The following is a 26,303-nucleotide window of genomic DNA, read 5'->3' on the forward strand; positions in this document are numbered from 1 at the left end:
TTAAATTCGGCCTCATCCATCCGCGAGAAGTTGCGCAAAGAGAGAATAATTTGTCGAATGCGGTTGGTTCCTAGTTGCATCGAAGTCAGCATCTTCGGCAGGTCTTCGCGCAAAAACTCTAAATCCATCTCTTCCGCCGCCACTTGAATCTCCGGAATCGGGCGAGGATAGTGCTGCTGATACAGCTGCACAAATTCTAATAAATCCTCTGTGTACTCCTGCACGTAGGTCAGATTGCCGTGGATGAAGTTAACCGGATTGTTGATTTCGTGAGCCACTCCAGCTACCAGTTGCCCCAGGCTCGACATTTTCTCACCTTGCACCACTTGAGCCTGGGTCCGTTGCAATTCTGCCAAGGTATGTTTGAGTTCAGCCGTGCGTTCATCGACCCGCTCTTCTAAGACTTCCTTGCTATGCTCTAAAGCCGTAAACAACTCCCTCAACCGTCCTGCCATGTGGTTGAAGGAGTGGGAGAGGGTATTGAGTTCCTGAATATTGCTGGGTTCTACCGCTTGCTCTAGATTACCCGAGGCCATTGCTTCACTGGCTTGATTCAGACGCAGAATCGGCTGAACCAGCCAACGAGAGGTAAACAAGCCTATGCCAATGGCACCCACTAAGGCACCGAAACAGAGCGCGATTGTGGTGCGGGTATTCGCATTGATTTGGGCCATGAATGCATTCTCTGGCACACTGGTGACAAGCAGCCAATCTAAACCATACTGATCGCGCCAAGGTCTCACATCGACAAAATACGGTGTTCCCTGCACATCAAGCTGAAAGTCTGTATCTTTTGTGATGAACTGAAACCCGTTGGTGGCTTGAATGGACTGGGCGATGGTACGAACGGTGGAGTTAGAGCTCTCAATCGCTCGTACCCGCTGAATCGCTTGCTTGCTCAGGGTAAAGGTTTCTTCTTGACTAGAGGTGGCAATCAGCGTGCCATCGCGCTCCATAATAAACACTTGCCCCGATTGGCTAATCTCTAAACTGCGGAGGAAGTCACTCAGCTTGATCAGGTGAATATCAGCGGCAATCATGCCGAGCAAACGCTTTTGTGCGTCGTAGATGGGGCGACTAGCTGAGGCCGCGATGTAGGGTGTAGGCAGATTCAACGCACTAATCTTGGCCCAAATCGGTTTACCCGCAGCGATGGGTTCGGTATACCAGGGCTCCTTGAAGCTGTCCCAATCCCATCGGCCATTGACTTGAGTACGGTTGCCTTGGTTATCAACCGCGTAGTTCGTGACGTTCTTCGGGGGTGTTGCGGTCCAGTCATCAATCGTGATGGTTTTGCCATCGTAACGAGCGACTCCTAACCCCTCCCCGGTTGTTAAGCCCATCCCAATGTAGGTGAGGTCATACGCTTGCATCTGGTCCCAGAAATACTTCCCCACCGCTTCGCGATCGCGCACATCGAGCATGCCCCGACGAATCACATCAGCATTGAGTTGGTTGAGGATTTGAGGCAGGGCTAGATAAGACTTCAGACGTTCATCGACCACATCGCTGGTGCGATCCAGCAACTGTTCTGCCAAATCGTTAACCGCGCTCTGGCCGTTTTTGAAAGACAAATAACCGACAAGACCCACAGCGGCAAAAATCTGGAGGACGAAGGGAAGGACGAGAACAAATTGTAATGGAAACGTCTTATCTCTGAGGAAACGCTGACTTTTCATTATAAGCAAAGAATTTTTTATCAAGCTCTAGCCGTTTAAAAATTCCCAGGATTGCCCCACAGCTAACGCTTGACAGACCTGGCCGAAGACGCTGTACTGTCAATAGTCAAGTGGTGCTGTCACCGTTGTTTACGTACTTAGAAGTTGCAACTAATACTAGGCTGCCTGCAAATTACATAAACCCACCGTGCAAACAAATCTTCACTCTTGTTTATCATGACGTCAGTCTGACGGAGTCACGTCGCCTTCTCGTCTTGTAGGTCCGCTGCGGCTGCTCGGTCAGTTTCGATGGTGGCGATGAGGGCGATCGCCTCTTCAAACTGCTGTTTTCGTTGCAGAAGCTTCAGCTAGGTCCAAGCTGGCGCAAGTTCAACAAATCTTTCTATGAGGGTAGAGTGCTAACAGAGTTTAGTCGTGCTTGGTAAGCATGGTGATTAACCTCTTTCACGCTCGTTAAGCAAGCATTGCTTCTTCTGGTTGTGCATTTCTTCTGGTTGTGCATTTGATAAAAAACACAATGTAACCTGCTCCAATTTTCTAAGACTAACCCAGACTCTGTATTCAGTCGGCAGACAAGTAATACAAACTTCAATATCCGTCTCCGACAAACTTACTGCCGTACTGAAAGCTTCCTGTCTTTGAGCAGCATCGAACTTTTTATAGAAGCTGTACAGCTCCTTACCAGAGGCAATACCTTCCTGAAGTACACCTTCATGCCAAAAGGAAAAAGTTGAAACGACCTCATGAGACAAGACGAGAGGATACATAGAAGGACCTTTGAGTTGTAAGAATCTCTTCAACGGGCTCTCAATATTTTACGTGGTTGATGTTGCAAATTGTTAGTATTATCTACGTATTCTGACCTAGAAGAGGTTTTTAAGGGTTTGGCCCAACATTTGCTGAAGTCGAGCGATTGCGACAGCCGCACCTAAGAAGCCCTAAGACTCCGGCTCATATTCATGGGTGAGTTGCTTCAAGTAAAAGCGTGTGGCAAGCGATCGCTTGGGACTAGTAGGGGTCAGGACTCACAGCTTTAGACGAACTGCTTGGACCCAGATGAGTAGTGTAGGGATACCGCTACGGGTAATTCAAGAGATATCCAGGCGTCGCAGCTTGCAGGCACTCTAGCGATATCTAGAGATATCGGACCTGCAACTAGAGGAGGCGATTGCGGTTCTAAGCTTCTGACGCATTGGTGTGATGGTCTTTTGGGCTAATAGCCCTTACCATTAGTTGGGCACACTAAGCCATCGAATTAGTTCATCTAGGGTGCTGCAACAATTCAGCCGCAATATATCATCTAGTTCTTCAGCAGTTAACTCTCTTGAGAGTTTTAAGCGCATCCAGGCAGCGAACTCTGGCGACCATTCCCAACTCCCCTCGTTGTGAGCACTCAGTTGCCAAGTAGCCTCTAAGGGTGGTTCAACCCAAGCAGTAGAATCTGTGGTATTCATGGGGCTTTGCATTGAGCTGCATCTCTGGTGAATTCAGCGATCGCTTCAAGTAATTCATCAATACTGAAGGGTTTGGCCAAAAACTTCTGAAACCCGCACGATAGTGCCTCTTGATTGTAAGCAGGTTCTGAAAAGGGAGTACTGTGTCCAGTCATCCCGATTGCGGGGATTAGCTTGGATGAACTCAATGGAAGTTTTCTAATCATGTCGAGCAGAGCATAACCGTTGCCATCGGGTAACTGGAGATCACTAATCAGAATATCTGGGTGAACCTCTTCCGCCATTTTGAGAGCTGCTTTCACTGTTGTTGCTGTAGCGACTGTGGCTCCCATGTGAGTTAAAAACAAATCGAATATCGCTGAGGTGTCTGGGTCATCTTCAACCAAGAGAATTGAAATGCCCCTCAGGCGTGACTTGATGTCTGGCTCTTCACTCATCCTATTTCGTTGCATCAGTTATCCCCCTCACACCACTGAGTTTAAGGTCCAGCCTCTTGATACTTAACGGAAGGAATATTTACCGCATAAGATAATTACTTATAATTTTCCCAAATAAAATGAAGCATTACTAAAAAGTAAGTAATATCAATCATTTTTACTTTTTGTATCTGATTACACCACTCCAACTGTCCTGACGTTGTGCTTCGGGTAAAGCCAGCAAGTTTAAGTGGTTTTCTGAGGAACGGTAGCCATTGAAAAGTGGTGCGGCCTTGACCTGAAGTTTCTCTGACTATTTTCTTAAGTGCTCATGGTCACAGAGCTAGCAATTACGCTACCTCATCTCCTAGCTTTTGCTTCTTAGAGGTGGAGTTGGAGGGGGCGATCGCACTCTGGAAATCTGATCACTGAGCTATGTAAACTGTGCAACATGCAAAGGCTCAAAAGCTGTAACTTTGACCCAGGCTTTAGCTTTGCCCTTCACCTGTAAGCAGTGACATGACCGATGCTCTGATTTCTGAACCGAGCCCAGCGATAAGAGTCTTGTTAGTTGAGGATGATGACTTTAATCGATTACTACTGAATGACTACCTCACTCATCAAGGCTATCAAGTGGTGAGTTTGGCAGAGGGCAGTAGCTTTTTCTCAACTCTGGCTCAGTTTCAGCCGCATGTTGTTTTATTAGACTTGAAGTTACCCGACATCAGTGGCTACCAACTAATGGAAGCACTGCGACAGAACATAGAGTTTCAGCATATCCCTGTCATTGTCTTTACAGCATTCGCCTTTCGAGCCGATCGCCAACGAGCCCTGCAATTGGGAGTGCAGGGTTATTTTGTCAAGCCGAGCCACCCAGAAGAGCTAGTCGCTGCAATTGAAAAAGTTTGTGGTAGATAGTCCTTTCGCCATTAAGAGGGGCTCAGTTCTAGTCTTGGTCTCGTTTTTGTTTTTCGGCAGTAATGAAGTTATCAATAACTTGAGTTAGCTCTTGGATGCTTTGTCGGGTCGATTCGAGCTGTTGCTCTAGGTTTACGACCAAAAGCGTAACTGTTTGGAGTCGGTTGAGGCCAACTTCAAGCGCATCTTTAACCTGGGCCTCAAACTCATCGAGGTTCATAAAGATATCTAATGAGATTTTCTAAGGTTCTCTTCGTCTAGGTATAGATTACTACATACACTGAGTAGGTTGGAATCACAATAAAAATTCCAGCCTTACAGCTTTTGGATTTCAAAAATTGCGAATCTTACTAGTAGGTTTTAGACAAGTGCTCGCCCCTGGTTGAGTTGTAGAAGAGGCGATCGGGTTATGCTGCCTTAGCTCGGCTCCTCTTCCATCATGTAGCGGAGCAGATTGAGCAACTTTGCTGATGAGTATCTTAAGTAGCTCAATCGATACTGAAGTTTACTAACAAAGCCATAACGCCTAACGGTTACGGGGGTTTGCTCATGAATGGGGTGGTCAATCTTGCCTTAGGTCGAGGCTATCTTCTCAAAACTGCCACGATTCAGAATGAAACTGTTTATTGGGTTGAAAACCCTTATTTCACGAGCCTACCTTACCTCTGCTTAGAAGACTTGGCGTCATTTCTGCACACATTGCCCCTCTTGCCCAATCCTGAAGACACTCTGACTTAGCTTAATCTCGCCAAAACTCTGTCACCTCAACTCGTTGCTGCCGATCGCGCTGGTGACGCGAAACCTAAGCCCAGCTTTGATGTTCTGGAAATTTTGGATTTTGAGCAGAGTAATAATAAGACCAGTAAAATGCAATCACTTATTCCATAAACGAGCTCATCAATATCTACCCTGGGGAGGTGGTGGCATCTTTAGAGGTAAGGAGAAGCTAATTAAATAAAACCGTTTTCTTCCCTATGTTGAGCGACACTAGCGCCACCAAATCATTTCATGAACAACAAAAAGTGTTCCTAGCTCAGTTTATTAAGGGCGGTGTGGAATACTCACTAGCTTTACAAGCCGCCGAGATTTTGGCCGCAGAAAAACCAGAAGAACTTTTAACGGATACAGAAAAAGGGCTGGTGAATGAGGCTTGCCGACTCTGGTTAGGCCATCGTAATGGGATGAACAAAATTAAGCATGCAATTGCCTGCATCTCCACAAATTTAGGTTTTTAGACGCTGTATCCAGCATTTTGATTAGCTCAACATTTGCCTGAGCCGTGCGCTCCGGAAAGCTTGATTGCGCAACTCATGGGGAAAGTTAGAGGGGCGATCGCCCTTTCTGCTAGCCAAGCCATTATTCGTCACTGATATTTCTACAGCCATAAGGAATAAATATTTCTGTTGGTAGTTTTCATCTATGCCACTCAACGTAGAAAATATAGCAATTCCCTACAAGCTTTCCCATTTTCATGAGCACCAAGACACAAGTTGTTCTTTACTCCATCTACATTGAGCAAAGTGCTGTTGTGCTTTACCTTGACAATGAGTCAGATTATGGAACAGGCCGTTTTGTCTCTAGCCAAGCAGACTACCAAGTAGCCTACAATTTTGCTCTAGAACTAGCCCAGCAGAAGGGGCTTAAGTTGATCAACTACGTAGAAGAATTTAGCTGATACTTCGGACTTAAGTATCTCAATACCAAAAGAAGCAGCCTCAATCTAGTGATCGAGGCTGCTTCTGAAATATTAAATGCCAGCCAACGGCTTTAATATGCGCTTTGGGTACTAAATGCTAGCTGACGGCTTTTATACCTCTTATCCTCTCAGAGGAAACCCTTGGTGCCTATGGGGGAATCTACCCGCTTATTTGTCGCCTCAGTCATTCATTAACGGCGCAGTGACAGGGTAATACTGGTTTAGCCAAAGGTTTATTAGGTGTAGTGTGATACAAAACAAAGTAAAATCAAGTTCCAAAAGGTAAGCGATCGCTCCTCGAGGTAGAAGAGGGGGCGGTCGTTTTTTTAATGGCCCCGGCTCCGTACGGGTTCGACAGGGCCGGGGTGGGGTGTGAGAACTAAGATAGGTAGTGGGGGCGCGATCGTTGGCCTTGCGAAGTCTTGATGAGTTTTGCACATACCTCAATCAACTCAGGAAGATCGACTGGCTTGACCAGAAAATGCCGAAAACCTGCTGTGAGTGCCTTTTGCTTAGTTCTAGGGTCTCCAAATGCTGTCAGGGCTAATGCGGGTATCTGCCCTCCTTGCTCTGGAGGTAACCCTCTAATACAACGTATGAGGCCGTGACCATCCATCCCAGGCATGGAAATATCACTGACTACTAAATCAGGCTGCCTTGCAGATAGAAGGCTCAAGGCTTCCAGAGCTGAGGTTGTTGCTATCACCTCGGCACCGTAAAAAGTCAAGACAACGTCCATAATCTCTAAGACAGACTTCTCATCGTCTACGACCAGGATCGTGGAGCCCTGAAACTTCAGGTTGTCAGCAGCCAAAATATTGTCCCCAGTTCTCAAGCAACGTTATCTCGATAACAACTTGCTACCAAATTGAATGCACTTTTTTCTGCTAAAAGAACAGGGGTAGCGTTAAAGAAAATGATAAAAGTACTGAGGTCACCATACGCCTGTTAGCACATCAATTTTAACTAAGTGTGCAGCTTCCAGTTTTAAGTTCCTGTAGCCATGGGCACAACGTTCAAAGCCCGAAATTAGTCTCTATACCGTCTTTGCCACTGACGTAGCAGGAACTAATGCAGCCACATGTAGAGTTCTTAAGCTGACCCACACCTTATACTCATGTCTCACGCAAGTGATGCGAACATGAGCCCCATGCTCTTCCATGGCAATCCCCAAGGCAAAAGCTTTTTGCCTATCTTCAGCCTTGTATGTACCCGAAAGGCGGTAGATTTCCATATCAGAGCACATGCCTTCGCAAACTTCGTTCTGATACCAGAACTTAAAAGGTTGAACGAGGTCATGTGATAGCACTAGGGGATACATGCAATGCCTAAACGCGATAGCTTTACTCTTTACTAAGTTTTGACAGTACTGCGTAGTAAATAACACATTTACCTAAAAGCTTAGTTTTGAGAGCGAAAAAACACTGACGATGTAATATTCGATTTAGTAAAATACATAACAGGTATTGATACATACCCTAGAACACTAGCTGTCGAAATAGAAGTGCTTAAATCGGCAAACCAGTAGTTATCAAATTATTAGTTTTTTCTAACAGCAGCCCCGCCAGTTCATAGCGAAGCTTTTTTGTCAGGTAAGGTGTCGGTTGCTGTGACCTCACCCTCAATGGTAGGGAGGCGATCGCCCACGGTCGCGACATCCTCACCTAGGTATTGCCCGATCGCTTCATAGATTAATTCATAGATTAATTCTGTTTGGCTCAATCCTGTGGTTTTTGACAAAGCTTTGAGTTTGCTCACTCATACCTCAGGCACTCTACTCTAGTCCCAATCATCTGCTTTGGTATTTCTGAGCGCCTTGAAAGCACTGCTAGCATCGATGCCTCAAGCTTGGCCAAATATTTTTGGGTCAAGGTGTAAGCAACGCTAACAGCGCTAACGAATTAAGTAAAACTGACCCCGGCGAAATTGCAAAATTGTTTGAGGCACTGGAAGGCGATCGCGATCGCGCCCTCTTTGGCATCTGCCTCTATAGAACCCATTTGAGATCTCAAGGAGAGGCTGTAAGCCGCTTGAGCATTAGCCTGACAAAGCAGAGGTTAATCTTAGTTGTTGCATGAGACAGAGTTCGCTCAAAGCTCTTTACTAGACTTTTACAACGCTCCATCCAAGCATTGGATCGTTCTATCACCCATCGAGCCACCGCAGGCACTTCGCCACTGAATGCACGTGCCAGTAGCCAGTTGAGTAGGGAGGCAAGTATGAAGGCAAGTCTTCCCAGTTACAACCGTTTTCAAGAACTAAAACTACAACCACAGCGTACTACTTCCCTGATGTTGAAAGGGTAATACCAATCATCATGGTGCTTTGATTGGGGATGAGATTCCTTAGCGTACGATTTTTTACAAATTCTCGCGTGACCCCTAGTTGTACTCTCCAGGAAGATCAGTTTTTCTAACAGTAATGCTGCCAACTTTCTGACCTGACATTCTCAATAATTCATCCCCTGAAAATTCAAAACCAAGCTTTAGTGCTATTCGCGCAATATCATCTGCGGTTGATGCTGCGAGCACCTCGCTTTTAAGTTCAGGGTCAGACTGCATTTTCTTTAAAAATGCTTCGATTTGCTCAAAAGCCATATTTAAAATTTGATCCTCGCTAGCTACTCGTAATACAAAGAAAAACAGCAGTATATTCTTTAAGACTAGCAGCACAAGGGTATCAAGATTCGGGGGAAAGATGATTATCGCGCCACCCTCAGAAACCTGATATTCTCCCATTCGTAATTTTGGTACTGGTCATTGATTCCTTTGCCCTGGCATGGGTTGACGAGGATGCCGTCTAACCCTGCGTTAGAACGGCGGAATAAGGGCGATCGGCTATGATGCGGAAATTGATTGCCGCCGTTCAACTACAACGTTATCCCACAAAGCCCATGCCCAACTCGGAAGCCGTCAAATTGCAGATCCGCTCGGCGTTCGCGAGCGTCCAGTTCCCGGGCGATTGGTGCCTACGCGGCAGCAACGAAGGTGACGAGCCATTCCTGCTTGAGCAGGAGTTCAAAGGCAAGACCGATTGGCAAGCGCTCGACCCAGCCTTTATTGATCGCGCGCCGGACGGATTTGGGTCTGCCCTCAGCTTCTTCTCAGACGAAGCTTTTCGGTTCTATCTGCCGGCGTACCTGATCACGGATATTGACGGCAAGCTGGACATGCACGACCCCGTTTTCCACCTGACCCACGGCCTGACGGACGAGACAAGAGGCCAACGCGTTAACCCGCGCCGTTACGGAGAACGGACGTGGTTCGACGAGCAGGGACACAGGTTCGCAGTGTTCGATCGTGAACAGGCGCGCGCGATCGTGAGCTATTTGGAGCTGAAGCGCGAGACCGACGAGTTTCAACGCGACGAGATTGATCAGGCGATCGCAAATTACTGGTCGGGGCGCGCGGAAGCCAGTGCGGGATAACCATGCACTGCAACGGACCGGGCGGGCGGAACGGTCCCTGTTGCCATAACCGTCGAGGAGCCGCTTTAGTCTAAAGACCAAGAATGAGGTTGGTGAGATGAAGGTAGATGGACATGGCCAAGCCAAAGTTTTAACATCCGACGAAATTGCAAAATTGTTTGAGGCGTTTGAGTCCGATCGCGATCGTGCCCTCTTTGGCATCTGTCTCTACACAGGGTGCCGCATCAGTGAAGCCTGCTCGATGCTTACCACAGATGCTTATGATGCAGCTGGGGTCAGAATGAAGATTACTCTGCGGAAGGCCAACACTAAGGGAAAGCAGGAGACGCGCCAGATTCCGGTCAATTCGGTTCTAAAAGGATACCTGGAAACATATCGGGCGGGAGTGGGCAAGCAATATCTCTTTCCGGGACGGCACGGGCGCGGACACATCAACCCGAAGTCAGCCGATGAAATTCTCAGGGAGACGTGCGATCGCTTGGGGCTGATGGGAGTTAGTACGCACAGCTTTAGACGAACTGCTCTGACCCAAATGAGCAGTGCAGGGATACCGCTGCGGGTGATTCAGGAGATATCAGGGCATCGTAGTTTGCAGGCACTTCAACGGTATTTGGAGGTTTCTGAGCTGCAATTGGAAGGGGCGATCGCGGCTTTAAGTTTTTGAAGTATCGACGCTTAGTGAATCAGTAAATCTCTTAGACTGAATCTAATAAGTTTCGAAGTCGTGTCTCCATGCCAGCACCGTAGATTCCGTCTAATCCCATTTCTGGGATCTTAGGCAGAATAAAAGGCGAAACCAGAGCGAAGAAACGCTGAAGAATTCAGGCTAATTCTCAAAATTAGGGGTGTTATACGGAAAATTTTTCGGACTAATGTCCGACTTGGGAGACTAGCCCGAAGAAACTTGCAGGTCACCATGGAAGCCGAGGTCACGTTAATTCCGTTCTCCAGCACTGAGGTCACGCTACTAAGAGGTTGGCTAGTGGCTCCTCATGTCGCTGCCTGGTATGCTGACCCTGAAGACCATGTTGAGTGGGCAGCCAATCCGCCACCTGGCGGTGATCGGGCACTGATCGTAGTTGGAGGTCAGACAGTTGGCTACGTTCGATGGCAGACTGTGTCGCGTGAAATTTTGGATTCAGTGGGTCTTCACGAAATTCCTGCAGGATCGGTTGACGTAGATATTCTCATTGGTGAGCTGGAGTTTGTTGGTCGTGGGATCGGACCGAAAGCACTCCTGGTATTGTTGTCGCAGCTTCGCCAGAGGCGAGATGTCCCGTTGGTTGGTCTAACTACAAGGGTGCAGAATCTGTCCGCACAGCGCGCCTTCACCAAAGTTGGCTTTCGCGTTCTGCGGGAATACAGCCCTCCTGGATATGGCCGTTGTTATCTTATGGTCTACAGTTTCAGTGAAGATGCCTGACACTGCGGTGGTGCGGACGGAACGGTGATTATTGGTGGGCTTTCGAGGTGATCTGCTGCCGCACAACTTCACTGTTAGACCGGTACATTTTCCACGAAGTACCCAATCAGGTGATTTAGACAGGCAAAACGATGCTTGATAATCGAGTTTTATGGCAGAGCTAAGGAGAGTTTACCTTGGCAACCGAAAAATACGAAGACGTGCTTCGCTTTTGGTTTCCAGTCCAGCCAAAGACCGATCAGCCAGCAATGGTTCGGCAGTGGGAATGGTGGTTTCGCGGCGGGGGGAACGCTGAAATAATCGAGCATTTTTCACCCCTGTTAGAACAAGCCATACGGGGTGAACTAGATGCTTGGTCTCGTCAACCCCAATCGCGGCTGGCGCTAATTCTCGTCCTTGACCAGTTCTCACGCTCCATCTATCAGGACACAGCACTAGCATTTGCGCAGGACTCGAAGGCTTGCATGCTGACGCTCGAAGGCATCAACGCCGGACACTACGCGTCTCTGAAAACCCCTTGGGAGAGGACTTTTTTCTTCCTACCGCTGGGGCATTCTGAGAACCTTACAAACTTAGAACTGGCCATTGAACTTGCAGACGACCTTGTGCAGGAATCACCGCAGGAGTATCGCGCCTTACTAGAGTTCTCCGCAGCACAAGCCCGCCGACATCGAGATATACTGACTCGCTTCGGTCGTCATCCTCATCGCAATCAAGCTCTAGGACGCCAATCAACCCCGGAAGAACTGGAGTATCTGGCAAGTGGGCAGCTGGTACATACGCGCTCAATGCCGTCCCACCTATCGCAATCTCTTTCTGAGACTCGAGCGAACTAAACCCTGTTTTTCATCTTTACGATCCCAGTTCAACAACGTCCATGCACACCAACCGTCGAGAGTGGATTGGTTATGACTCACAAATTATGTGCGGTATGTGATGAGCAACGTTAGACTGTGTGCCTGAGCTTGTTGGAGGTTGATATGACGCTTCCCTTCGCTGGGTTAAGTTTTCCTGAGATATATGAGCAGGCGCTCGTGGGCCCTCTGTTTCGTCCTTGGGCTGAACGCCTCCTCGACGACGTAGAGCTTACCGCCGGAGACTGCGTTCTGGATGTGGCTTGTGGAACCGGCATCCTCGCGCGGCTAGCGAAGGAACGCTTGGGCGAGAGCGCCAGGGTAGCCGGTGTTGACTTAAATCCGGCAATGCTCGCAGTCGCACGTCAAGTGGCCCCAGGTGTCGATTGGCGCGAAGGCGATGTTGCTGCCCTACCACTGCACGACCGCGAGCAGTTTGACGTCGTCGTCTGTCAGCAAGGAATTCAATTCTTCTCGAACCAGACTGCTGCGGCACGGCAGATGCGAGGCGCACTGGCGGCGGGCGGCAGATTAGCCGTAAGTGCTTGGCGAGCGGACGAGGAACTCCCGCTGTTGCGGGAACTCCGTCATGTCGTGGAACGCTACCTCGGGCCTATCATCGACCGCCGCCACAGTTTTGGAGAGACTGCCCCGCTCAAGGCCCTGCTCCGAGAAGTCGGCTTTCACGACGTTCAATCAAAGACGGTCTCACGCACTATCCGTTTCGATGACGGGACTGTCTGGGTGCACATGAACGCGATCGCCCTGGTCGGCATGAGCGATGCAGCCAAGGCAATGGGCGAAGCGGAGCGCGAGCGAGTGATGGCGGCGATCGCTCGCGACAGCGTCGAAGTGGCGCGGCCATACACCGATGAAGCAGGGCTTGCCTTTGAGCTTAGGGCGAACGTGGCAACAGCCCGGGGTTGAGAGGTTGAATGAATCGCAGGTTCACAGATGATAGAGACAGGGTAGAGGACTTCGTGGGTTCATTCTTGGTTGTGTGCCCGGAATGCTCCCGCCAGGCCACAGTCATTAACCGAGGGTCGGGCGCAAACTCACAGGTCAGCCTCACTTGTGTGAAGTGTGGCCACTCTCAAGAGTGGAGGTGTGCCAGCTCCGGCGTTATGTACTCCTCCACTCTTGAGCATTATGAGCCGGGGCAGGCGTGCATCGGGGCGGCTGTTGACTGGTACTTCCATCTCCCGCTCTGGTTGCAGCGACCGTGCTGCGGTGAAATACTGTGGGCATACAATGTTGAGCATCTGAATTTCCTAGAGAGCTACGTGAGCGCGAGCCTGCGCCAGAGGAGTAGAGACGAAGAGTATGGCTGGAGCAATCAGAGCTTGGCGAGCAGGTTGCCGACGTGGATGAAGAGTGCCAAGAACCGAGCAGAGGTCATGAAGGGCTTGGCAAAGCTAAGGGAGAGACTCGTGTGACCCACCCTGCATCTAACATCACCCGACGCTCCTCTCACGTCACCTGCCATGCGGGGCCAGAGCGCCCTTCCGCCTTCTATGCCCGCTACCGACTTCCCCTCCCTCATCCGCTGCGCTCTCAAAATTTAGTTTTAGCGGATAATGATACTGAGTTTCCACTAGGACTAAATTGGACACATTCTCTAGATGAGCCTAGGGGCATGAAAAGGCGCGATCAAAATACAGCGATCCCACCTCTTGATTTCTCGGTTTTCGAGGAGGTGTTATATGTTTCTTACAAACATTGCCGAAAACGAACAATGGCGTGCTTCTTGTAATACGTTTCAAGCGCTTGAGTCCTCAAGCGATCGCACCTCAAACAATGCCGAATTGACTCATTTTCGGTAATGTTTGCTAAGATATTTTCGCTATGGCTCACAGCGATCGCCCTCTTCGTCCCTTCAACATTAAAGGTGTCAAACAAGCGGCTCGGAAGCAAAGAGAAAACTGTTACTGGTGAGGTCGCTGGCTTGCACGCCTACTATAATTGCTAGCTCTCTACCTAAGGCGTTCACAGAAGTATCTGCACCTTGCTGGCGAATACTTAGGCTGCTAATTCCCATCACTCCGGGCAGTCCAGTGATCGCAAGTACATCTATCCCTACCTGAAAGTCCGCAACGGTGCTGGCTGCTCTGGGTAGAAGCTGGTCTGCAATCCAAAAGCGATCGCTGCCTTCCCCACCATTCAGTAGCGCCCCACCCGCCCCACTGTACAAAATATCGTCACCATCCCCACCGTAAAACTGGTCATAAGCTGGAGCTAAGGTGCTTCGGCCTTCTGTCTGGCCAAACTGAACGAAGTGCTCAAACCCACTCAGGAACATTCCTGCTGAGACGGCAGCTGCGACATCAGGATTCTGAGCAAGGTAAGCATTTTCCTTGTATAGCTCACTCGGAGCACGGCCTTCCTTTTGGCCAAAGTGGATGAAGTGCTCAAACCCACTCAAGAATACTCCTGCTGAGACAGCAGAAGCGACATCCGAGTTTTGGGAGAGGTAGAAGCGTTCGTTAAAAAGTAAGTTATCGTCTCGACCTTCCTTTTGGCCAAAGTGGATGAAGTGTTCAAAGCCGCTCCGAAACACTCCACCTGCAACCGCAGCGGCAACATCTAGATTTTGGGAGAGGTAGAGGCTATTGCTAAATGCTGCACTCGGATCACGTCCTTCAAATTGACCAAACTGAGTGAAGTGCTCGAAGCCGCTGCGAAACACTCCGCCTGCAACCGCAGCAGCAACATCCGAGTTTTGAGCGAGATAGAAGCTTTCGTTGTACAAAGCGCTGGGGTTGCGTCCCTCAAACTGGCCAAACTGAGTGAAGTGGTCAAGCCCACTCTGAAAGACTCCTTCTGCAACCGCAGCGGCAACATCAGGATTGTGGAAAAGGTAGTAACCCTCATCCAATATTTGAGAGTGAGTGTTGTTGGAGTTCGTTAGTTCAATTTGAGGAGGATGGGTGTTGCTTAGAAAACGAACTCGATCAGCGGAGGTGAAGACACTGAGAAGATTATCCTCACCAATGAGCGTATCGTCTCCAGCATCTCCTTCTAAGCGATCGCTACCCCCGCGCCCTCTAAGTTCATCATTGCCTGCTAGGCCTAGTATGTGGTCAGCTTGATTCGTCCCACTGAGGCGATCGCCCGCAGTGGTTCCCCAGATCGTGTTTACCTCATTCAGATCCAATACTGAAAGCTCAACGCCATTGATACCATTGTCAGCAGAAATGTAAAGCTTGCCGTTTTCAAAACCGAGAATGACTGGGTCATAGTAATCACTTACACCAGAGTTTAAAACTGTAACTAACTCTGGTGTGTTCGCCTGAGGGTTAATGCGCCACAAGTTAAGGCTACCGCTGATAGTGTGACCAGTGAAGTACAGCGCACCATTGACGTTCATCAGCTTCAATCCAGAAGAAGAAATGTCCGGTGGGATTTGAGTGCTGAAGACTGGGTTGCCTGTGGTTGAGTCAATCTTCCACAATTCAGAACCAACGTTAGTAAAAACGCGGAAGTAGAGTGTGCCGTTGATATTCGTCAAATTGTCAGGATTGACCCAGCCACTCGTTTGTGTGAATTCGTTAACTAGAATCAAATTACCTGTCGAGGGGTCAACCTTCCACTGCTCATAACCATCAAGAGTGCGAACACTGAAGTAGAGCGTGTTGTTGATATTCGTCAAATTTGAATGTCGGTCATTGCTCGATACGGCATTAGTAACTTGCACAGCGGTACCTGTAGCAGCATCAACTTTCCACAGTTCAGCGCCCCGACCGTCATTGAAGGCACTAAAGTAGAGCGTACCGTTGACATTGGTTAAATTATCAGGATTAGAACTCTCCCCACCTAGGGCGATATCAATGACTAGCACCGGCTTGCCTGTAGCAGGGTTAACCTTCCACAGTTCCCTACCATTTTCGTTAGCGTAAGCACTGAAGTACAGCGTACCACCAACATCCGTAAGGTATTCTGGATGTGAACCGACACTCCCCAGTTCGAGTTCAAGTTGGACGGGATTGCCTGTAGCTGGGTCCACCTTCCACAGTTCTCTACCATCAGCAGTGAAAGCACTGAAGTAGAGCGTGCTGTTGACACTGATTAAGTTGTAAGGATCAGAAGAATGAACTTCCGGAGCAATATCAGCAACCAGCACAGGATTACCTGTGGCTGGATCTACCTTCCATAGTTCCCTACCATAGCTGGCAGTCTCAGCACTGAAGTAGAGCGTGCCGTTGACATTCGTTAAGCTCCTAGGATTGGAAGAACCAACCTCTGGTTCAATATCAGCAACTAGGACTGGGTTGCCTGTAGCTGGGTTAATTCTCCACAGTTCCCTACCATAGCTGTTGGTCTCGGCACTGAAGTAGATCGCGCCGTTGACATTGACTAAATTGTCAGGAGAGGAACTGGAATCGTGAGTATTAATATTTACGGAAGATAGACTCCCGGTGGCTAGGTCAATCTTCCATAATTCTCTGCCACTACTGCTAGTGTAAGCACTCAGGTAGAGCGTTCCATTGATATTTGTTAAATTACCGGGATCCGACCAGCCAATACCTGGTTGGATCTCAAGCTGCGCTAGAGTGCCCGTAGCGGAGTCAAATTTCCACAGTTCGCGACCACTACTACTATTAAAGGCGCTGAAGTAGAGCGTACCGTTGATGTTTGTTAGAGCGGTCGGGTAGGCACTGCTGCTGCCCAATGAAATATCGCTGAGTTGGACTGGATTGTCTGTAGTGGGGTCAAGCTTCCACAGCTCATAACCACTACTAATGCTGAAAGCGCTGAAGTAGAGCGTACCGTTGACGTTCGCTAGACTGTTCGCAGAAAAGCCGCTGCCCAATGAAATATCGCTGACCTGGACTGGATTGCCTGTGGCTGGGTCAATCTTCCATAGTTTAGAACCATTACTGAAGTAGAGCGTACCATCAACATCCGTCAAGTTTTCGGGATTGTAAACGCCATTGCTTGGCCCAATATCGAGTTTTACTGGGTTGCCCGTGCTAGGGTCGATCTTCCATAGTTCTCTACCACTGTTAGCAGCCAAGACACTAAAGTAAAGCGTACCGTTGACATTTGTGAGGTTTTTTGGAAAGGAGCTGCCGCTGCCTAATACGATATCGCTGACTTGGACTGGGTTGCCTGTAGCTGGGTCGATCCTCCACAGTTCATAACCATTGTCGATAGTGGCGGCACTGAAGTAGAGCGTGCCGTTCACATTCGTCAAATTCTCAGGGTGTGCCCATCCACGGCCTGGTTGAATTTCAAGTTGCACCGGCTTGCCCGTGCTGGGGTCAATCTTCCACAGTTCGTAACCGTTGTCAGTAGTTAGGGCACTAAAGTAGAGCGTGCCGTTCATGTTCACTAGATACTTTGGGTGGGAACCGCCATTGCCTGGTTCAATGTCAAGCAGCACTGGGTTGCCTGTGGTGGGGTCGATCTTCCACAGTTCAGCGCTGCCATTATGGATAGTATTTGCACTGAAATAGAGTGTGCCATTCACATTCACTAAACTCTGAGGATCGGAACCACCACTGCCTGGTACGATATCAGCGGCGACTATAGGGAGCCCTGTAGTCGGATCAAGCTTCCACAGTTCCCTGCCATCAACAAACTGGGCAACAAAATACAACGTGCCATTGACATCGGTAAAATCAGCGGGATTAGAGCCAAATGTGTCTGTGTTGATGTTGTACTGAACTAGGTCATAGCTTAAAGTCGCAGCATACTGCTCAAGCACTGTAGGTTCAAATGCTAAATCAGCGACCCTCGGTGCTGTCATAGCGCCCAAGTCCCAGTTCCCGCCCTGAGCCGCACTACCCGTTATCACTGCTGAAGCAACTACATTCGCACCCGTTAGGTGATGTAGCCGATTGATCAAGTCCCAGCCTCTATGTCCCTGAGCTACTTTACATCCATAAATCAGTAACTCTGCTGTCTCTGTCAGCGCCTTTGCCCAAGCTTGAATTTGTCCAGAATAGTAACTCAGCGTTTCCCAGCTCAGCTCAGTAGCACCTAACTGTATCCGTCCAGATGCTCCATGAGACACGATATGTACAGCCGTTAAATCAGAGCACTGGGACAAGGTCTCACTGATTTGCTCAATTCCATCTCGTGCTGCATCCAGCACAACGACCTCAACAGGCGATCGCACTCCAGCCACCAAGTCCAGGTAATCTGTCACTGCCGAGTCAATAAAGACAATCTCACGGGTCACCCTAGTTGGAGTACTGAGGTAGTGAGAAGTAAATTGAGACTGGTGCAAAGTAGGAGACATAAGTGATTCTCACACTGATAAAAAGAGAATTAGCAGTTCTCAAAGACGAGTTTTCTGACCAAAGCTGTCTCCTACCCTTGACCTGACCACGGTTAGGCAGTCTCGGGTTTTCAAAGAGACTTTGCACACTGTTGTTACTATTGTTACGTGGCTCTACTTTAAGCTTCGATTGTAAAAATCAGCAACCTTGTCAACGTAAATCTTTGGATTGGTGTTGTAACTCTCAGGATGTGTTTTCGCCTGGGTTTCCCAATATTCAGCTAAAGGATACGCTGCTTTGAGTTGGCGAGCATTGTCTACAGGTGTGTAAGGATCGATCGCGCTGTGAATAATCAAAACTGGTCGAGGAGAAATGCGACCTATTTCCTGCACAGGCTTAGAAGAGATCGGGTCATGACCAGTCCACAAATGTCCAAACAGCATAGTAGAAGGTAAAAAGATCTCAGGTAGGCCCGAAGCTGAGTGCCAATGTTGCTGAATCACTGGATAAACCTCGGCGTAGCCACTATCAGTGACGACGGCTCCAATATCAGGGTCATTGGCGGCGGCTCCAATGACAGCAGCAGACCCCATTGAAACTCCTAAGACTCCAATCTTTTGGGGCTTAAAACCCTTTGTCTTGAGCCAATCTGCGGCGGCAATCACATCCCGCCTTTCAGTAATGCCAAAAGTAAAGCGAGACGGAGTACTCTGCCCATGTCCTCGCAAATCGATCATGAGAATGGAGAAGCCTTTTTGATTCATCGCTGAACCAAATTCCGGAAACTTTCCAGCCAACTCAAGAGTACGACTGGAATTCAAGCCATGCACTAAAATCAATACCTTGTCAGTCGTTTTGGCAGGAATGAACCAGCCCTTGATTTCTAAATTGTCGGATGTCCGAAATTCAACTTCTTGAGGCGGAACCACAAAAACTGATGCTTGAAGCGGGTCAAAGCTCTGTTTTGGGGTGGAAAGCGTATGTCCTGCATAGGCAGAGATGCCCAAATACCCAACCACCAACAGGGCTGAAATACCAGCAGCTAACTTGAGGGCAAGATAATTTGGAGGCTTACGATTGATTGAATCAGAACCTGTTGCTTTCATTCCCACTGAAGCCTCCTGAAAGGATAACGACCCAAACAAGTGGCAGCAAATGACTCCGATCGCCCCGTCAATTTCTTTCCAGCATCCGCTGAATTGGCTGATTAGTCTGCTTTCACTCTCATAGACCAGTTTAGGATTAAAGCTCTGGCTGACAAGTACAGCAACAGCCCATTACAAAGATGCCAAAGAAAATGGGTGCCGGTTGAGAAGTAGGGACAAACTGCTTGATCCAGTGTACGAAATGAAAGGGCTAGTAGAAATACCCCTGATGCCGCGAGTAGAAACAATGGCTCCTGCTTCAGTTGTTGATAGTAGTACAGTCCCAATCCCCGCAACACTAGAAAGGCCGGAACATACGACAGAGAACCATTGAAGAGATAAGTAACTGTTCACTGAAGTTGCTGGCAAAGAAAAATCCAGCGATTGATGCTCCGGTATAGTCAGATTTCATCCTGACGCCCTAACAGCTGTACAGCCATAAAAACCAAAGCTGGAAGGCAGAATAAGGCATCACCCCTGATAAATTGGCTCACTGTGTCGCCAAGGTATGAAATAGGGAACTACCAATTTCAGTACTGGTGGCTAACGTGATCAAAATCCAAATACCCGGAGGCACTTTTGGTTGTCGTTGAGCCAATTGCCAAATTACCCCGGCTGCCGTGAGAAATGCAAGCTTAGGTTTGCCGATAAACATTGCCATTTTGAGGCATTCTCGGCAATGTTTCTTGTGCAGATCAAGCAAAGTAGTGATCGCGTATTGTTTATCCGCATTGACTTGCCCTCTAAGGAGGCCTTAACGAGTCTTAGAGGGCCAATCATATTAGATATCCGATGGCTCGTCATTGAGTAGCTGCTGAATCAGTTGCTGTCGCTCTTCCTGACTTAGCCCTTTTGCCATCATTGTCATCTCGCTCAAGCTGAATGCTGCCTGAGCCATAGAATGCACATCTTCTAAATCTCGCAGGAGCACCTCATCGATCGCAGCCTGAATCGGACGTATTTTGTCTTCATGTGTGCTGCGATCGTACATTCGCTTTAACGTTTCTAGCGAGTGACCCATCATATAAGCTAGCGATTCTAGTTGACGGTCACTTAAACCTTTTTGAAAGGCCCAAGTAGCCCATATGTATCTCAGGGTATGTGGAGTGGGACGTTTTGGTGTTTTCATTAAGCGATGAGCAGGAGTACTAAAGCTTCTAGCCAAATTGGAGTCACAAAATTTATTTCCTGCTCTTGGCTTCACCCACCAGTAGCCCCAGATATACTGCTCCCCGACCTCGTCTTCTAGGGGTTGATGATGATCTTTTGGGTCGAAATCCATACGACCAGCAGTTATCAATAACATTCTCTTGCCTAGAAACTCCCTTTGCCAACCTCGATAAACTTCAGCTTTGACACTTTTTGTTTGCATCCACTCCCCAAAAAGCCAGCGATCCATGTAGTCATAAAAGGTGAGGTTGTCGGAAAACAAGCGATTGGGAATTATAAAAGTTTGTCTGCCGTAGAACCCATCCGTCTTGTAATCGTTAAAGTCAATAACATAAACACCCTCTGGATAATTCTTGCCTGCATGTTTATAAACGCGGGACAAGCAATTGTCTGCCAATTGGCCATTGCGGTTCTTCTTACGGTGCTTAAACTCAATGGGTGGTAAATACAATCCGTGAACCGGAACTTCCTCAGGCTTTTTTATGGGACAACTCAAAGCAATTCTAGTCTCTCGATAGTCTTCTTGCCGCCTAGGTGGAAAGGTCATCAACAGGTACCAAAACAGAAAGATAAAGGTAGACTTTGCAATACTAGTTCGAGCTCGAATTTGCTTCCTACTATTATGGGGTCGTGCCTCAAGCCTGAGAGGTTCTGTGACCTCCTTATACAATGTCTCTAAAGCAGTTTCACCTAGGACTGGATCTGGCCACTTATCTTCTTGCTTAACAACTGACTTTTTTGTTCTCCGCCACTGCTCACGTAACACCTCTGTCGCTGAGCATTGATCCTGAAGGTGGGTAATCATAGGGATTTGGTAAAAATCCTGCCTGCGGCTCACCAACGTGCGGTACTGAAACTTGGCGATCGCAAGCAAGGCAGATTCTTTGCCTGCCCAGGTATGAGGGCTAAAGGAACCGCAGAACTCGTTAATGTATTGTTGATAGGCCATAACCCAATCATCAGTTTGATCAATACCTTCCTGCCAAAGTTTTCGAGTTTCTCTGCGAGACAAATCTTCTAAGTCTTCCTCGCTTACTTTAGGAAGTAGTAAATCAAAATTTAATTGCTCCTCAGGAATGCCAGGCTGATACACATTCTTAAAAAATCCGAGGAATAATCGGCTTTGTTCGAGATAAATATCAATGGAGCTTGCTTCCAAAGTCTTAACTAAATTTCTCGGACGGCAATATCCTGAATAAAAAGTTCGGAAGGCTGCTTCATTTTGTTGCTGGGTGGCTGTTAGCTCCTCTGGTCGCAAGCCATATTGAGGATAGCGTCCTCGTCTCTCCGTCAACCTCATCTCAGCAATACCACCTCGACCTCGGTGCATTCGAGGAGCACATTTCTGCTCCCAGTCATCACTACCTGAACCAGGATAGAAACCTTCTGCTTGAGTCCACTTCAAGCAACCTTTGACTGCTGCACCATAAGTGTTTCGGCTGGCTTGTGGAGGATTAAGTAAATCGTATCCTCGATACAAAGCGTCTTCAATTTCCATCAAGCGATCGCTTGATAAATTACGGAAGAAATCCCAGGCTCGTTGTGTATCATGCTTCGTCATTTTTCCTTGGGAACCTTGACGCTTAAATCCCATACCAGTTGCAACAAACCTGAGAAAACCTGTATTAAGGTGGTTAAATAGATACTTCCATTGTTCTGGCGAATGAACTGCTTGCAAAGATTCCTTGTAAAGTTCAATGACCTTGAATACACTTAATTTCTTGCTCATGATTGATTACTCGGAAAAAGTTGTAGGATGTGCAGAATTAGCTTTTGTTTAGAAGCCAAGTAGTTTCAGAGAGGGGGGTTAACTTACATTGCTATTAGAAGCAAAATTTATAATTTAACCCCATATTAGTAACGCAAAGGGGTGACTAGGAATACTCAAACCTTGCTAGAGAAAAATCCTTCAATCTATTGTTTCCAGGGCTTATGAAGCTCTTGTTTAGTTGAGCTTCTAATAAATAATTCCGGGCTTTTTTCAAAATCAAAGGATTTAAATAAATCCTGAAGCCGCTACAAGTCGAACTTATTTCTGATCCGACGTTTCTACCTTTCATATCCTTTTGGCCTATTTCAAGAAGATAAGGTCTTGATGCTTAGCTAATTACCTATGGGATAATGATTTGAATTGTTTTCCGACCGATTCTTTCAACGAATTCACTACGAGAGATACCTAGTGCTTGGCTAATTTCGTCGAGTCCTTGAACTCCAGTAGGTGTGATGCTAATTGAAACAGTTCGCTTGAGTTCGTCATAAAGTTCTGGTTGTCCACGACGAGACTTGACCCCTTTGCAAGCAGACTTTCGTTGATGAAGAAGCCGAGATTTCCTTTTAGTTCTGGCTTTAGTTGATTTCGAAGGATGCGAATCAGGCATGGTATCTCCTGGGTAAGTGGCTACAAAAATGCACAAAAAAGTCGAGGGGGCTATGCAGTTTCAAACTGACATAGCCCCCTCGACGGGTAAGCTCAATAAATTCTGATATCAAGTAGAGCAATGAAGCTCTACTGGCAGGGCCACAGATAGACCTCTAGCTCTAATATACCCCCGGCCCTACGCTTATCTAACACGAAGAAAGGATCGTTAGAGCCAATAAAGCCAACTTTCCATAAGTCTATTGATGTTCAATGACTAAAGGGATCGCGTTTCTAACAAATACAGGGTTCAAACTGGTGAAGCTGTCATTTGCCGCTATTTAATCCTTAAAGCTTAGACTAGGTAAAGGTTTTAGAGACTTTGTGTCTTTCGTATAAACTTCTAGAATATGAGCAAGAGCGGTACTAATTCAAATTGTCCCAATTGAACCTCTCTACATTTTGTCGCATGAAACCCTTGCTGCTTGCATACTTTAGCGATCGCATGGCATTTTGCTACACCTTTGCTACCTTTACCCCAAGATTGGACGGATGAAACTAGCTTGTAGTTATGAAAAAGTAATTGCTTAGAAGACGGAATTCATGAGCCTTTTGGCTTTGATCGTTAGAATTTTTTGAAAGTGCTTATGAAACGCGTTTCATAAGCACTTTCCCATCATAAGGATTGAGAGTAAGGTCAAGGACACGTGCCTATGCGACGACATGATTTTGGACTAGCAGCCGCATTTGAACAGAAAGTTACGGTTTCGTTGCTTAGTTTGATTTTTGTTTTGACTGCGCAAACCAAGTAGAGCCCTACGCGTTCTAGTTTTACGAGTTAGAGCAAAAACCAAGTGTGAGAAGAGCCTCTTTGATGGTGTTCTTGGGAGGTTTGTTTTTTGGTGCTGATAATCCTAACTCAGCAGCAGTCTCAAAAATTTCTCTGACTAAGGCATCACGAGCGTTACTGAGGCATGCCTCGTCTTGAAGTGTTGCTTCAAGCCTGCCTTCATGCGCTAAGTTGTATAACTCTAAAGCAGGTCTGCCTAAAACGTGAGACAGCTTATTAAGTGTGGAGTCTGTTGGATTTGTCCCTTTGAAGCAGGCTGATCTCAAACCTGGTTGACTAATACCAGCTTTCTTTGCCAGTTCATTCATGCTGACGCTGTGATCCTTCATATGCTGTAGGATCAGCTTACCTAAAGGGGAACAATGCTCAGGTTTTACTTGTAGCCTTGCCGCCATCTTTTAAACTTAATTTTGGTATTCACTTGACTTGACATCATAGCTTTATTCTATGATGATTCTTAACAAGAGACAAGGATGACGACGGGCAACGTGATTGAGCCCCACCGAACCCTGATGTCATCCAAGCTCTTGAATACACACAATGTCGCAGTTTCAACTGCAAGAGCCGAGTAGTCGCCTACTTTGGCGTGATGGCTCTATCTTATTTATAAGCTAAACCCTTGTAAATAGGCTAGTACCTTCAGCTGACGTACTAGTGAAGAGCGTCTATCTCGGCTTCGAAAAAAGGAGCTAAGATGGCAAAACCGCTGGATTTCAGTGAAATTGAACTAGCTAATGTATTGAATGGGGCTGGTGCAGTATGGTAGCACTTGCCCCATCCAAACCTAAAAGGTTTGATTACGTTCGGGAGTGGAATGATGAGTTCCTTGGGATCTTTCCGCACCGAGGCGACTACCTATATGCAGAGCATCCAGAGCCAGGAACCAGGCCAGAGTGGAAAACTGAGAGCAAACATCTCCTTAGCGATCGCCTGATTCGTCAGGGAGCTTACCTTTATGGAGTGAGGTTTGGCTCTCAAACCGATTACTTGATGCTCGATCTGGACCCAACTAGCCACTACCACCCAGGGTGTGACCCCTGGTCTATAGGACGCATTCTGGAGGCTTTAGAGCTAGTTGGTTTAGTGGAGTACGTTGCTGTTCAATCGAGCTATCGAAGCGGCATTCACCTTTACTTTCCCTTTGAGAAAGCTCAACGCTCATGGGCGATCACTCTAGTTGCTCAAACTCTTCTAGAAAATGCTGGATTTAAAGTCCAACCAGGGCAATTGGAAATTTTTCCTAACCCTAAGCCTTATGGTGAGCATGACCTAACTCTATACAATGGCCATCGATTGCCTCTCCAATCGGGAAGCTACCTTCTAGATAAAAACTGGGAGCCCACTTACAGTACCGATGCTGCATTTGTATCGCGTTGGAAGTTTGCTCAGGCCAGAAACGATATTGATAGTCAGGCTATAGAGAAGACGCTCAAAAAAACACAGCGTAAGCAATACTTTGTACGCGGAAGGGCTCAAAAATTCCTCAATGACCTTAATGCTGAGATTGAGCCTGGGTGGACGGGACTAGGACAAACTAACCACTTGTTAGGAAAGATTGCTTGCAGAGCGCGTGTCTTTCACCACGTTGTTTATGGAGGTGAGCCCTTAACTGGTGAACAATTAGCAGATGCAATTGTCCAGACCGCCCGTCTACTACCTGGTTTCTCTGAATTTTGCCAGCATCAACATGAACTAGAGTTGCGAACTAGAGAGTATGCACGAGCAGCTGAGAAACGTTACTACCCTTACGGCTCTAAAGGGACTTCCAACAAGCTCATAGCAGATGGAATTACCTCAACACCGACCTGGAACCAACAACAGGCTCTATCAGCACGAGAGCGAATTCGAGCTGCGATCGCTGACATGCTGAATCAAGGTACGTTACCAGCCCAAGTAACAGCTCGATTCAAAGCGCTGAAGCACTATGGCATCGGCAGCGATACCTTAAGCAAGAATCGAGATTTATGGGACCCACGAAAACTCCAAGTCTCACCACAGGAATTCCTACCTAAAGAGCAAAACTTTAATAACCCTGAAGCCACAGAATCCTTACAGGAAGAGGAATTCCTACCTAAAGACGCTAATAAGCTTGTGCGAGGGGAGGTATCAGTGGCCTCCTCCATTGGCCCTGATACCTCTTCTGCTTTTTATGATGGGGGGTCTGGGGGGTTTTCCACAGGGTTTAATGATGCCTGGAAGCCGCCTGATGCTGCTGCCCAAAAAGTTATTGAAGGTATCCACAAGCAGCTTAAGGAAACTAGGTTAAAGCAGGAGTCTGAAAGGAATCAAAGGCGGCAAAGCCGGTTTGGTTTTCTCTCTCATCTTGACAACAACGTCGTAATTGAACAGCTTGCTGAACCTGAATTTATTCCTGAGCCTGAATATGTCTTTGAGCGTAACCACATTCCTGAAACCAGCCCTGTTGGCTATGATTCTTTGGATTTGAGTGACTTGATCGCTCAAATTCAGGTTCATGTTAAGCGGCTGGAATGGACATGCTCACAAGCTGATCAATTTGTTGCTGATCATTTTGGTCGAAAGAGTAGGGATCACCTTACAGACGATGAGCTTCTAGCTTTGCTTGGGAAACTGCAATGTCTTTGAGTGTTGTGTTGTCTAAGGGGGCATCGTCAATTTGGCTTTAAAGTAGCGATCGCGCAATTTGATGCAGTTTCTCGTTTCTGTGGAATT

General features: G+C 47.5%; 24 protein-coding genes. 11 read left to right on the plus strand and 13 right to left on the minus strand.

What is annotated here, in order from left to right; all coding sequences use genetic code 11:
• The 4 genes from H6F68_RS12865 to H6F68_RS12880 form a co-directional block, all read right to left on the minus strand.
• A partial coding sequence (locus tag H6F68_RS12865) for a cache domain-containing protein (RefSeq protein WP_190559541.1) occupies nt 1–1,679 on the minus strand: 1,679 nt, incomplete at its 3' end.
• 434 nt (nt 1,680–2,113) lie between these two features.
• Nucleotides 2,114–2,446 carry a hypothetical protein gene (locus H6F68_RS12870; RefSeq protein WP_190553143.1) on the minus strand — a complete coding sequence of 111 codons (333 nt, stop codon included), beginning with the start codon at nt 2,444–2,446 and terminating at the stop codon, nt 2,114–2,116.
• A gap of 462 nt (nt 2,447–2,908) precedes the next feature.
• Nucleotides 2,909–3,133: a hypothetical protein gene (locus H6F68_RS12875; protein WP_190553144.1), complete on the minus strand. Its 225-nt coding sequence runs from the start codon at nt 3,131–3,133 to the stop codon at nt 2,909–2,911.
• Nucleotides 3,130–3,585, minus strand: coding sequence for a response regulator (locus H6F68_RS12880; RefSeq protein WP_190553145.1), 456 nt, complete (start codon nt 3,583–3,585; stop codon nt 3,130–3,132). Before H6F68_RS12880 ends, H6F68_RS12875 begins: the two co-directional genes overlap by 4 nt.
• 483 nt (nt 3,586–4,068) lie before the next feature.
• Between H6F68_RS12880 and H6F68_RS12885 the strand changes: the two genes are divergently transcribed.
• On the plus strand, nt 4,069–4,467 hold the full coding sequence (locus H6F68_RS12885) for a response regulator (protein WP_190559543.1): 399 nt from the start codon (nt 4,069–4,071) through the stop codon (nt 4,465–4,467).
• Between the two features lie 28 nt (nt 4,468–4,495).
• Here the strand turns inward: H6F68_RS12885 and H6F68_RS12890 are convergent, their stop codons facing one another.
• Nucleotides 4,496–4,687: a hypothetical protein gene (locus H6F68_RS12890; protein WP_190553147.1), complete on the minus strand. Its 192-nt coding sequence runs from the start codon at nt 4,685–4,687 to the stop codon at nt 4,496–4,498.
• Between the two features lie 329 nt (nt 4,688–5,016).
• Between H6F68_RS12890 and H6F68_RS12895 the strand changes: the two genes are divergently transcribed.
• From H6F68_RS12895 to H6F68_RS12905, 3 genes are all read left to right on the plus strand, one after another.
• On the plus strand, nt 5,017–5,205 hold the full coding sequence (locus H6F68_RS12895) for a hypothetical protein (protein ID WP_190553148.1): 189 nt from the start codon (nt 5,017–5,019) through the stop codon (nt 5,203–5,205).
• Between the two features lie 236 nt (nt 5,206–5,441).
• Nucleotides 5,442–5,702: a hypothetical protein gene (locus H6F68_RS12900; RefSeq protein WP_190553149.1), complete on the plus strand. Its 261-nt coding sequence runs from the start codon at nt 5,442–5,444 to the stop codon at nt 5,700–5,702.
• Between the two features lie 236 nt (nt 5,703–5,938).
• The gene (locus tag H6F68_RS12905) at nt 5,939–6,142 is read left to right on the plus strand and encodes a hypothetical protein (RefSeq protein ID WP_190553150.1); all 204 of its coding nucleotides are present in this window, start codon (nt 5,939–5,941) and stop codon (nt 6,140–6,142) included.
• A gap of 400 nt (nt 6,143–6,542) precedes the next feature.
• Here H6F68_RS12905 and H6F68_RS12910 read toward each other — a convergent pair whose 3' ends face one another.
• From H6F68_RS12910 to H6F68_RS29790, 3 genes are all read right to left on the minus strand, one after another.
• Nucleotides 6,543–6,998: a response regulator gene (locus H6F68_RS12910; protein WP_190553151.1), complete on the minus strand. Its 456-nt coding sequence runs from the start codon at nt 6,996–6,998 to the stop codon at nt 6,543–6,545.
• 734 nt (nt 6,999–7,732) lie between these two features.
• The gene (locus H6F68_RS12915) at nt 7,733–7,921 is read right to left on the minus strand and encodes a hypothetical protein (protein ID WP_190553152.1); all 189 of its coding nucleotides are present in this window, start codon (nt 7,919–7,921) and stop codon (nt 7,733–7,735) included.
• Nucleotides 7,922–8,544: 623 nt separating this feature from the next.
• Nucleotides 8,545–8,901: a Nif11-like leader peptide family natural product precursor gene (locus H6F68_RS29790; protein WP_399313833.1), complete on the minus strand. Its 357-nt coding sequence runs from the start codon at nt 8,899–8,901 to the stop codon at nt 8,545–8,547.
• A 101-nt stretch (nt 8,902–9,002) separates the two neighbouring features.
• Here H6F68_RS29790 and H6F68_RS12930 point away from each other — a divergent pair, with 101 nt between their 5' ends.
• The 6 genes from H6F68_RS12930 to H6F68_RS12955 all read left to right on the plus strand — a co-directional run bounded on the left by H6F68_RS12930 (nt 9,003) and on the right by H6F68_RS12955 (nt 13,620).
• Entirely contained in the window at nt 9,003–9,590 is a 588-nt protein-coding gene (locus H6F68_RS12930) for a DUF6714 family protein (protein WP_190559545.1), read from the plus strand.
• Between the two features lie 97 nt (nt 9,591–9,687).
• Nucleotides 9,688–10,254: a site-specific integrase gene (locus H6F68_RS12935; RefSeq protein ID WP_190559547.1), complete on the plus strand. Its 567-nt coding sequence runs from the start codon at nt 9,688–9,690 to the stop codon at nt 10,252–10,254.
• 252 nt (nt 10,255–10,506) lie between these two features.
• Entirely contained in the window at nt 10,507–11,013 is a 507-nt protein-coding gene (locus H6F68_RS12940) for a GNAT family N-acetyltransferase (RefSeq protein WP_190559568.1), read from the plus strand.
• Between the two features lie 176 nt (nt 11,014–11,189).
• Nucleotides 11,190–11,849, plus strand: a complete 660-nt coding sequence (locus tag H6F68_RS12945; protein WP_190559570.1) for a DUF924 family protein — start codon at nt 11,190–11,192, stop codon at nt 11,847–11,849.
• A 144-nt stretch (nt 11,850–11,993) separates the two neighbouring features.
• A complete protein-coding gene (locus tag H6F68_RS12950; protein ID WP_190559572.1) occupies nt 11,994–12,794 on the plus strand; it encodes a class I SAM-dependent methyltransferase in 801 nt (266 codons plus the stop codon).
• A 505-nt stretch (nt 12,795–13,299) separates the two neighbouring features.
• The gene (locus tag H6F68_RS12955; RefSeq protein WP_206755521.1) at nt 13,300–13,620 is read left to right on the plus strand and encodes a hypothetical protein; all 321 of its coding nucleotides are present in this window, start codon (nt 13,300–13,302) and stop codon (nt 13,618–13,620) included.
• Nucleotides 13,621–13,758: 138 nt separating this feature from the next.
• On the opposite strand, the gene H6F68_RS12960 is transcribed toward H6F68_RS12955, so the two are convergent.
• The 5 genes from H6F68_RS12960 to H6F68_RS12980 form a co-directional block, all read right to left on the minus strand.
• Nucleotides 13,759–18,111, minus strand: a complete 4,353-nt coding sequence (locus tag H6F68_RS12960; protein ID WP_190559574.1) for a DUF4347 domain-containing protein — start codon at nt 18,109–18,111, stop codon at nt 13,759–13,761.
• A 153-nt stretch (nt 18,112–18,264) separates the two neighbouring features.
• Complete coding sequence (locus H6F68_RS12965) at nt 18,265–19,197, minus strand: alpha/beta hydrolase (RefSeq protein ID WP_190442047.1); 933 nt, start codon at nt 19,195–19,197, stop codon at nt 18,265–18,267.
• A gap of 529 nt (nt 19,198–19,726) precedes the next feature.
• Complete coding sequence (locus H6F68_RS12970) at nt 19,727–19,897, minus strand: hypothetical protein (RefSeq protein ID WP_190442049.1); 171 nt, start codon at nt 19,895–19,897, stop codon at nt 19,727–19,729.
• A 120-nt stretch (nt 19,898–20,017) separates the two neighbouring features.
• Nucleotides 20,018–22,135 carry a hypothetical protein gene (locus tag H6F68_RS12975; RefSeq protein WP_190559576.1) on the minus strand — a complete coding sequence of 706 codons (2,118 nt, stop codon included), beginning with the start codon at nt 22,133–22,135 and terminating at the stop codon, nt 20,018–20,020.
• Between the two features lie 1,458 nt (nt 22,136–23,593).
• Nucleotides 23,594–23,920, minus strand: coding sequence for a helix-turn-helix transcriptional regulator (locus tag H6F68_RS12980; protein WP_242065487.1), 327 nt, complete (start codon nt 23,918–23,920; stop codon nt 23,594–23,596).
• A 451-nt stretch (nt 23,921–24,371) separates the two neighbouring features.
• Between H6F68_RS12980 and H6F68_RS12985 the strand changes: the two genes are divergently transcribed.
• Complete coding sequence (locus H6F68_RS12985) at nt 24,372–26,216, plus strand: hypothetical protein (RefSeq protein ID WP_190559580.1); 1,845 nt, start codon at nt 24,372–24,374, stop codon at nt 26,214–26,216.
• Nucleotides 26,217–26,303 lie beyond the last annotated feature (87 nt).

It is taken from the genome of Trichocoleus sp. FACHB-262, assembly GCF_014696035.1.
Classification (GTDB): domain Bacteria; phylum Cyanobacteriota; class Cyanobacteriia; order FACHB-46; family FACHB-46; genus Trichocoleus.

Coding starts and splice junctions, on each gene's coding strand:
- H6F68_RS12890 (WP_190553147.1), bottom strand. CDS start 4,687: ATGAACCTCGATGAGTTTGAGGCCCAGGTTAAAGATGCGCTTGAAGTT.
- H6F68_RS12950 (WP_190559572.1), top strand. CDS start 11,994: ATGACGCTTCCCTTCGCTGGGTTAAGTTTTCCTGAGATATATGAGCAG.
- H6F68_RS12930 (WP_190559545.1), top strand. CDS start 9,003: ATGATGCGGAAATTGATTGCCGCCGTTCAACTACAACGTTATCCCACA.
- H6F68_RS12905 (WP_190553150.1), top strand. CDS start 5,939: ATGAGCACCAAGACACAAGTTGTTCTTTACTCCATCTACATTGAGCAA.
- H6F68_RS12980 (WP_242065487.1), bottom strand. CDS start 23,920: ATGAATGAACTGGCAAAGAAAGCTGGTATTAGTCAACCAGGTTTGAGA.
- H6F68_RS29790 (WP_399313833.1), bottom strand. CDS start 8,901: ATGGGAGAATATCAGGTTTCTGAGGGTGGCGCGATAATCATCTTTCCC.
- H6F68_RS12875 (WP_190553144.1), bottom strand. CDS start 3,133: ATGAATACCACAGATTCTACTGCTTGGGTTGAACCACCCTTAGAGGCT.
- H6F68_RS12880 (WP_190553145.1), bottom strand. CDS start 3,585: ATGCAACGAAATAGGATGAGTGAAGAGCCAGACATCAAGTCACGCCTG.
- H6F68_RS12960 (WP_190559574.1), bottom strand. CDS start 18,111: ATGTCTCCTACTTTGCACCAGTCTCAATTTACTTCTCACTACCTCAGT.
- H6F68_RS12970 (WP_190442049.1), bottom strand. CDS start 19,897: ATGGCAATGTTTATCGGCAAACCTAAGCTTGCATTTCTCACGGCAGCC.
- H6F68_RS12895 (WP_190553148.1), top strand. CDS start 5,017: ATGAATGGGGTGGTCAATCTTGCCTTAGGTCGAGGCTATCTTCTCAAA.
- H6F68_RS12870 (WP_190553143.1), bottom strand. CDS start 2,446: ATGTATCCTCTCGTCTTGTCTCATGAGGTCGTTTCAACTTTTTCCTTT.
- H6F68_RS12900 (WP_190553149.1), top strand. CDS start 5,442: ATGTTGAGCGACACTAGCGCCACCAAATCATTTCATGAACAACAAAAA.
- H6F68_RS12975 (WP_190559576.1), bottom strand. CDS start 22,135: ATGAGCAAGAAATTAAGTGTATTCAAGGTCATTGAACTTTACAAGGAA.
- H6F68_RS12935 (WP_190559547.1), top strand. CDS start 9,688: ATGAAGGTAGATGGACATGGCCAAGCCAAAGTTTTAACATCCGACGAA.
- H6F68_RS12985 (WP_190559580.1), top strand. CDS start 24,372: ATGGTAGCACTTGCCCCATCCAAACCTAAAAGGTTTGATTACGTTCGG.
- H6F68_RS12885 (WP_190559543.1), top strand. CDS start 4,069: ATGACCGATGCTCTGATTTCTGAACCGAGCCCAGCGATAAGAGTCTTG.
- H6F68_RS12965 (WP_190442047.1), bottom strand. CDS start 19,197: ATGAAAGCAACAGGTTCTGATTCAATCAATCGTAAGCCTCCAAATTAT.
- H6F68_RS12940 (WP_190559568.1), top strand. CDS start 10,507: ATGGAAGCCGAGGTCACGTTAATTCCGTTCTCCAGCACTGAGGTCACG.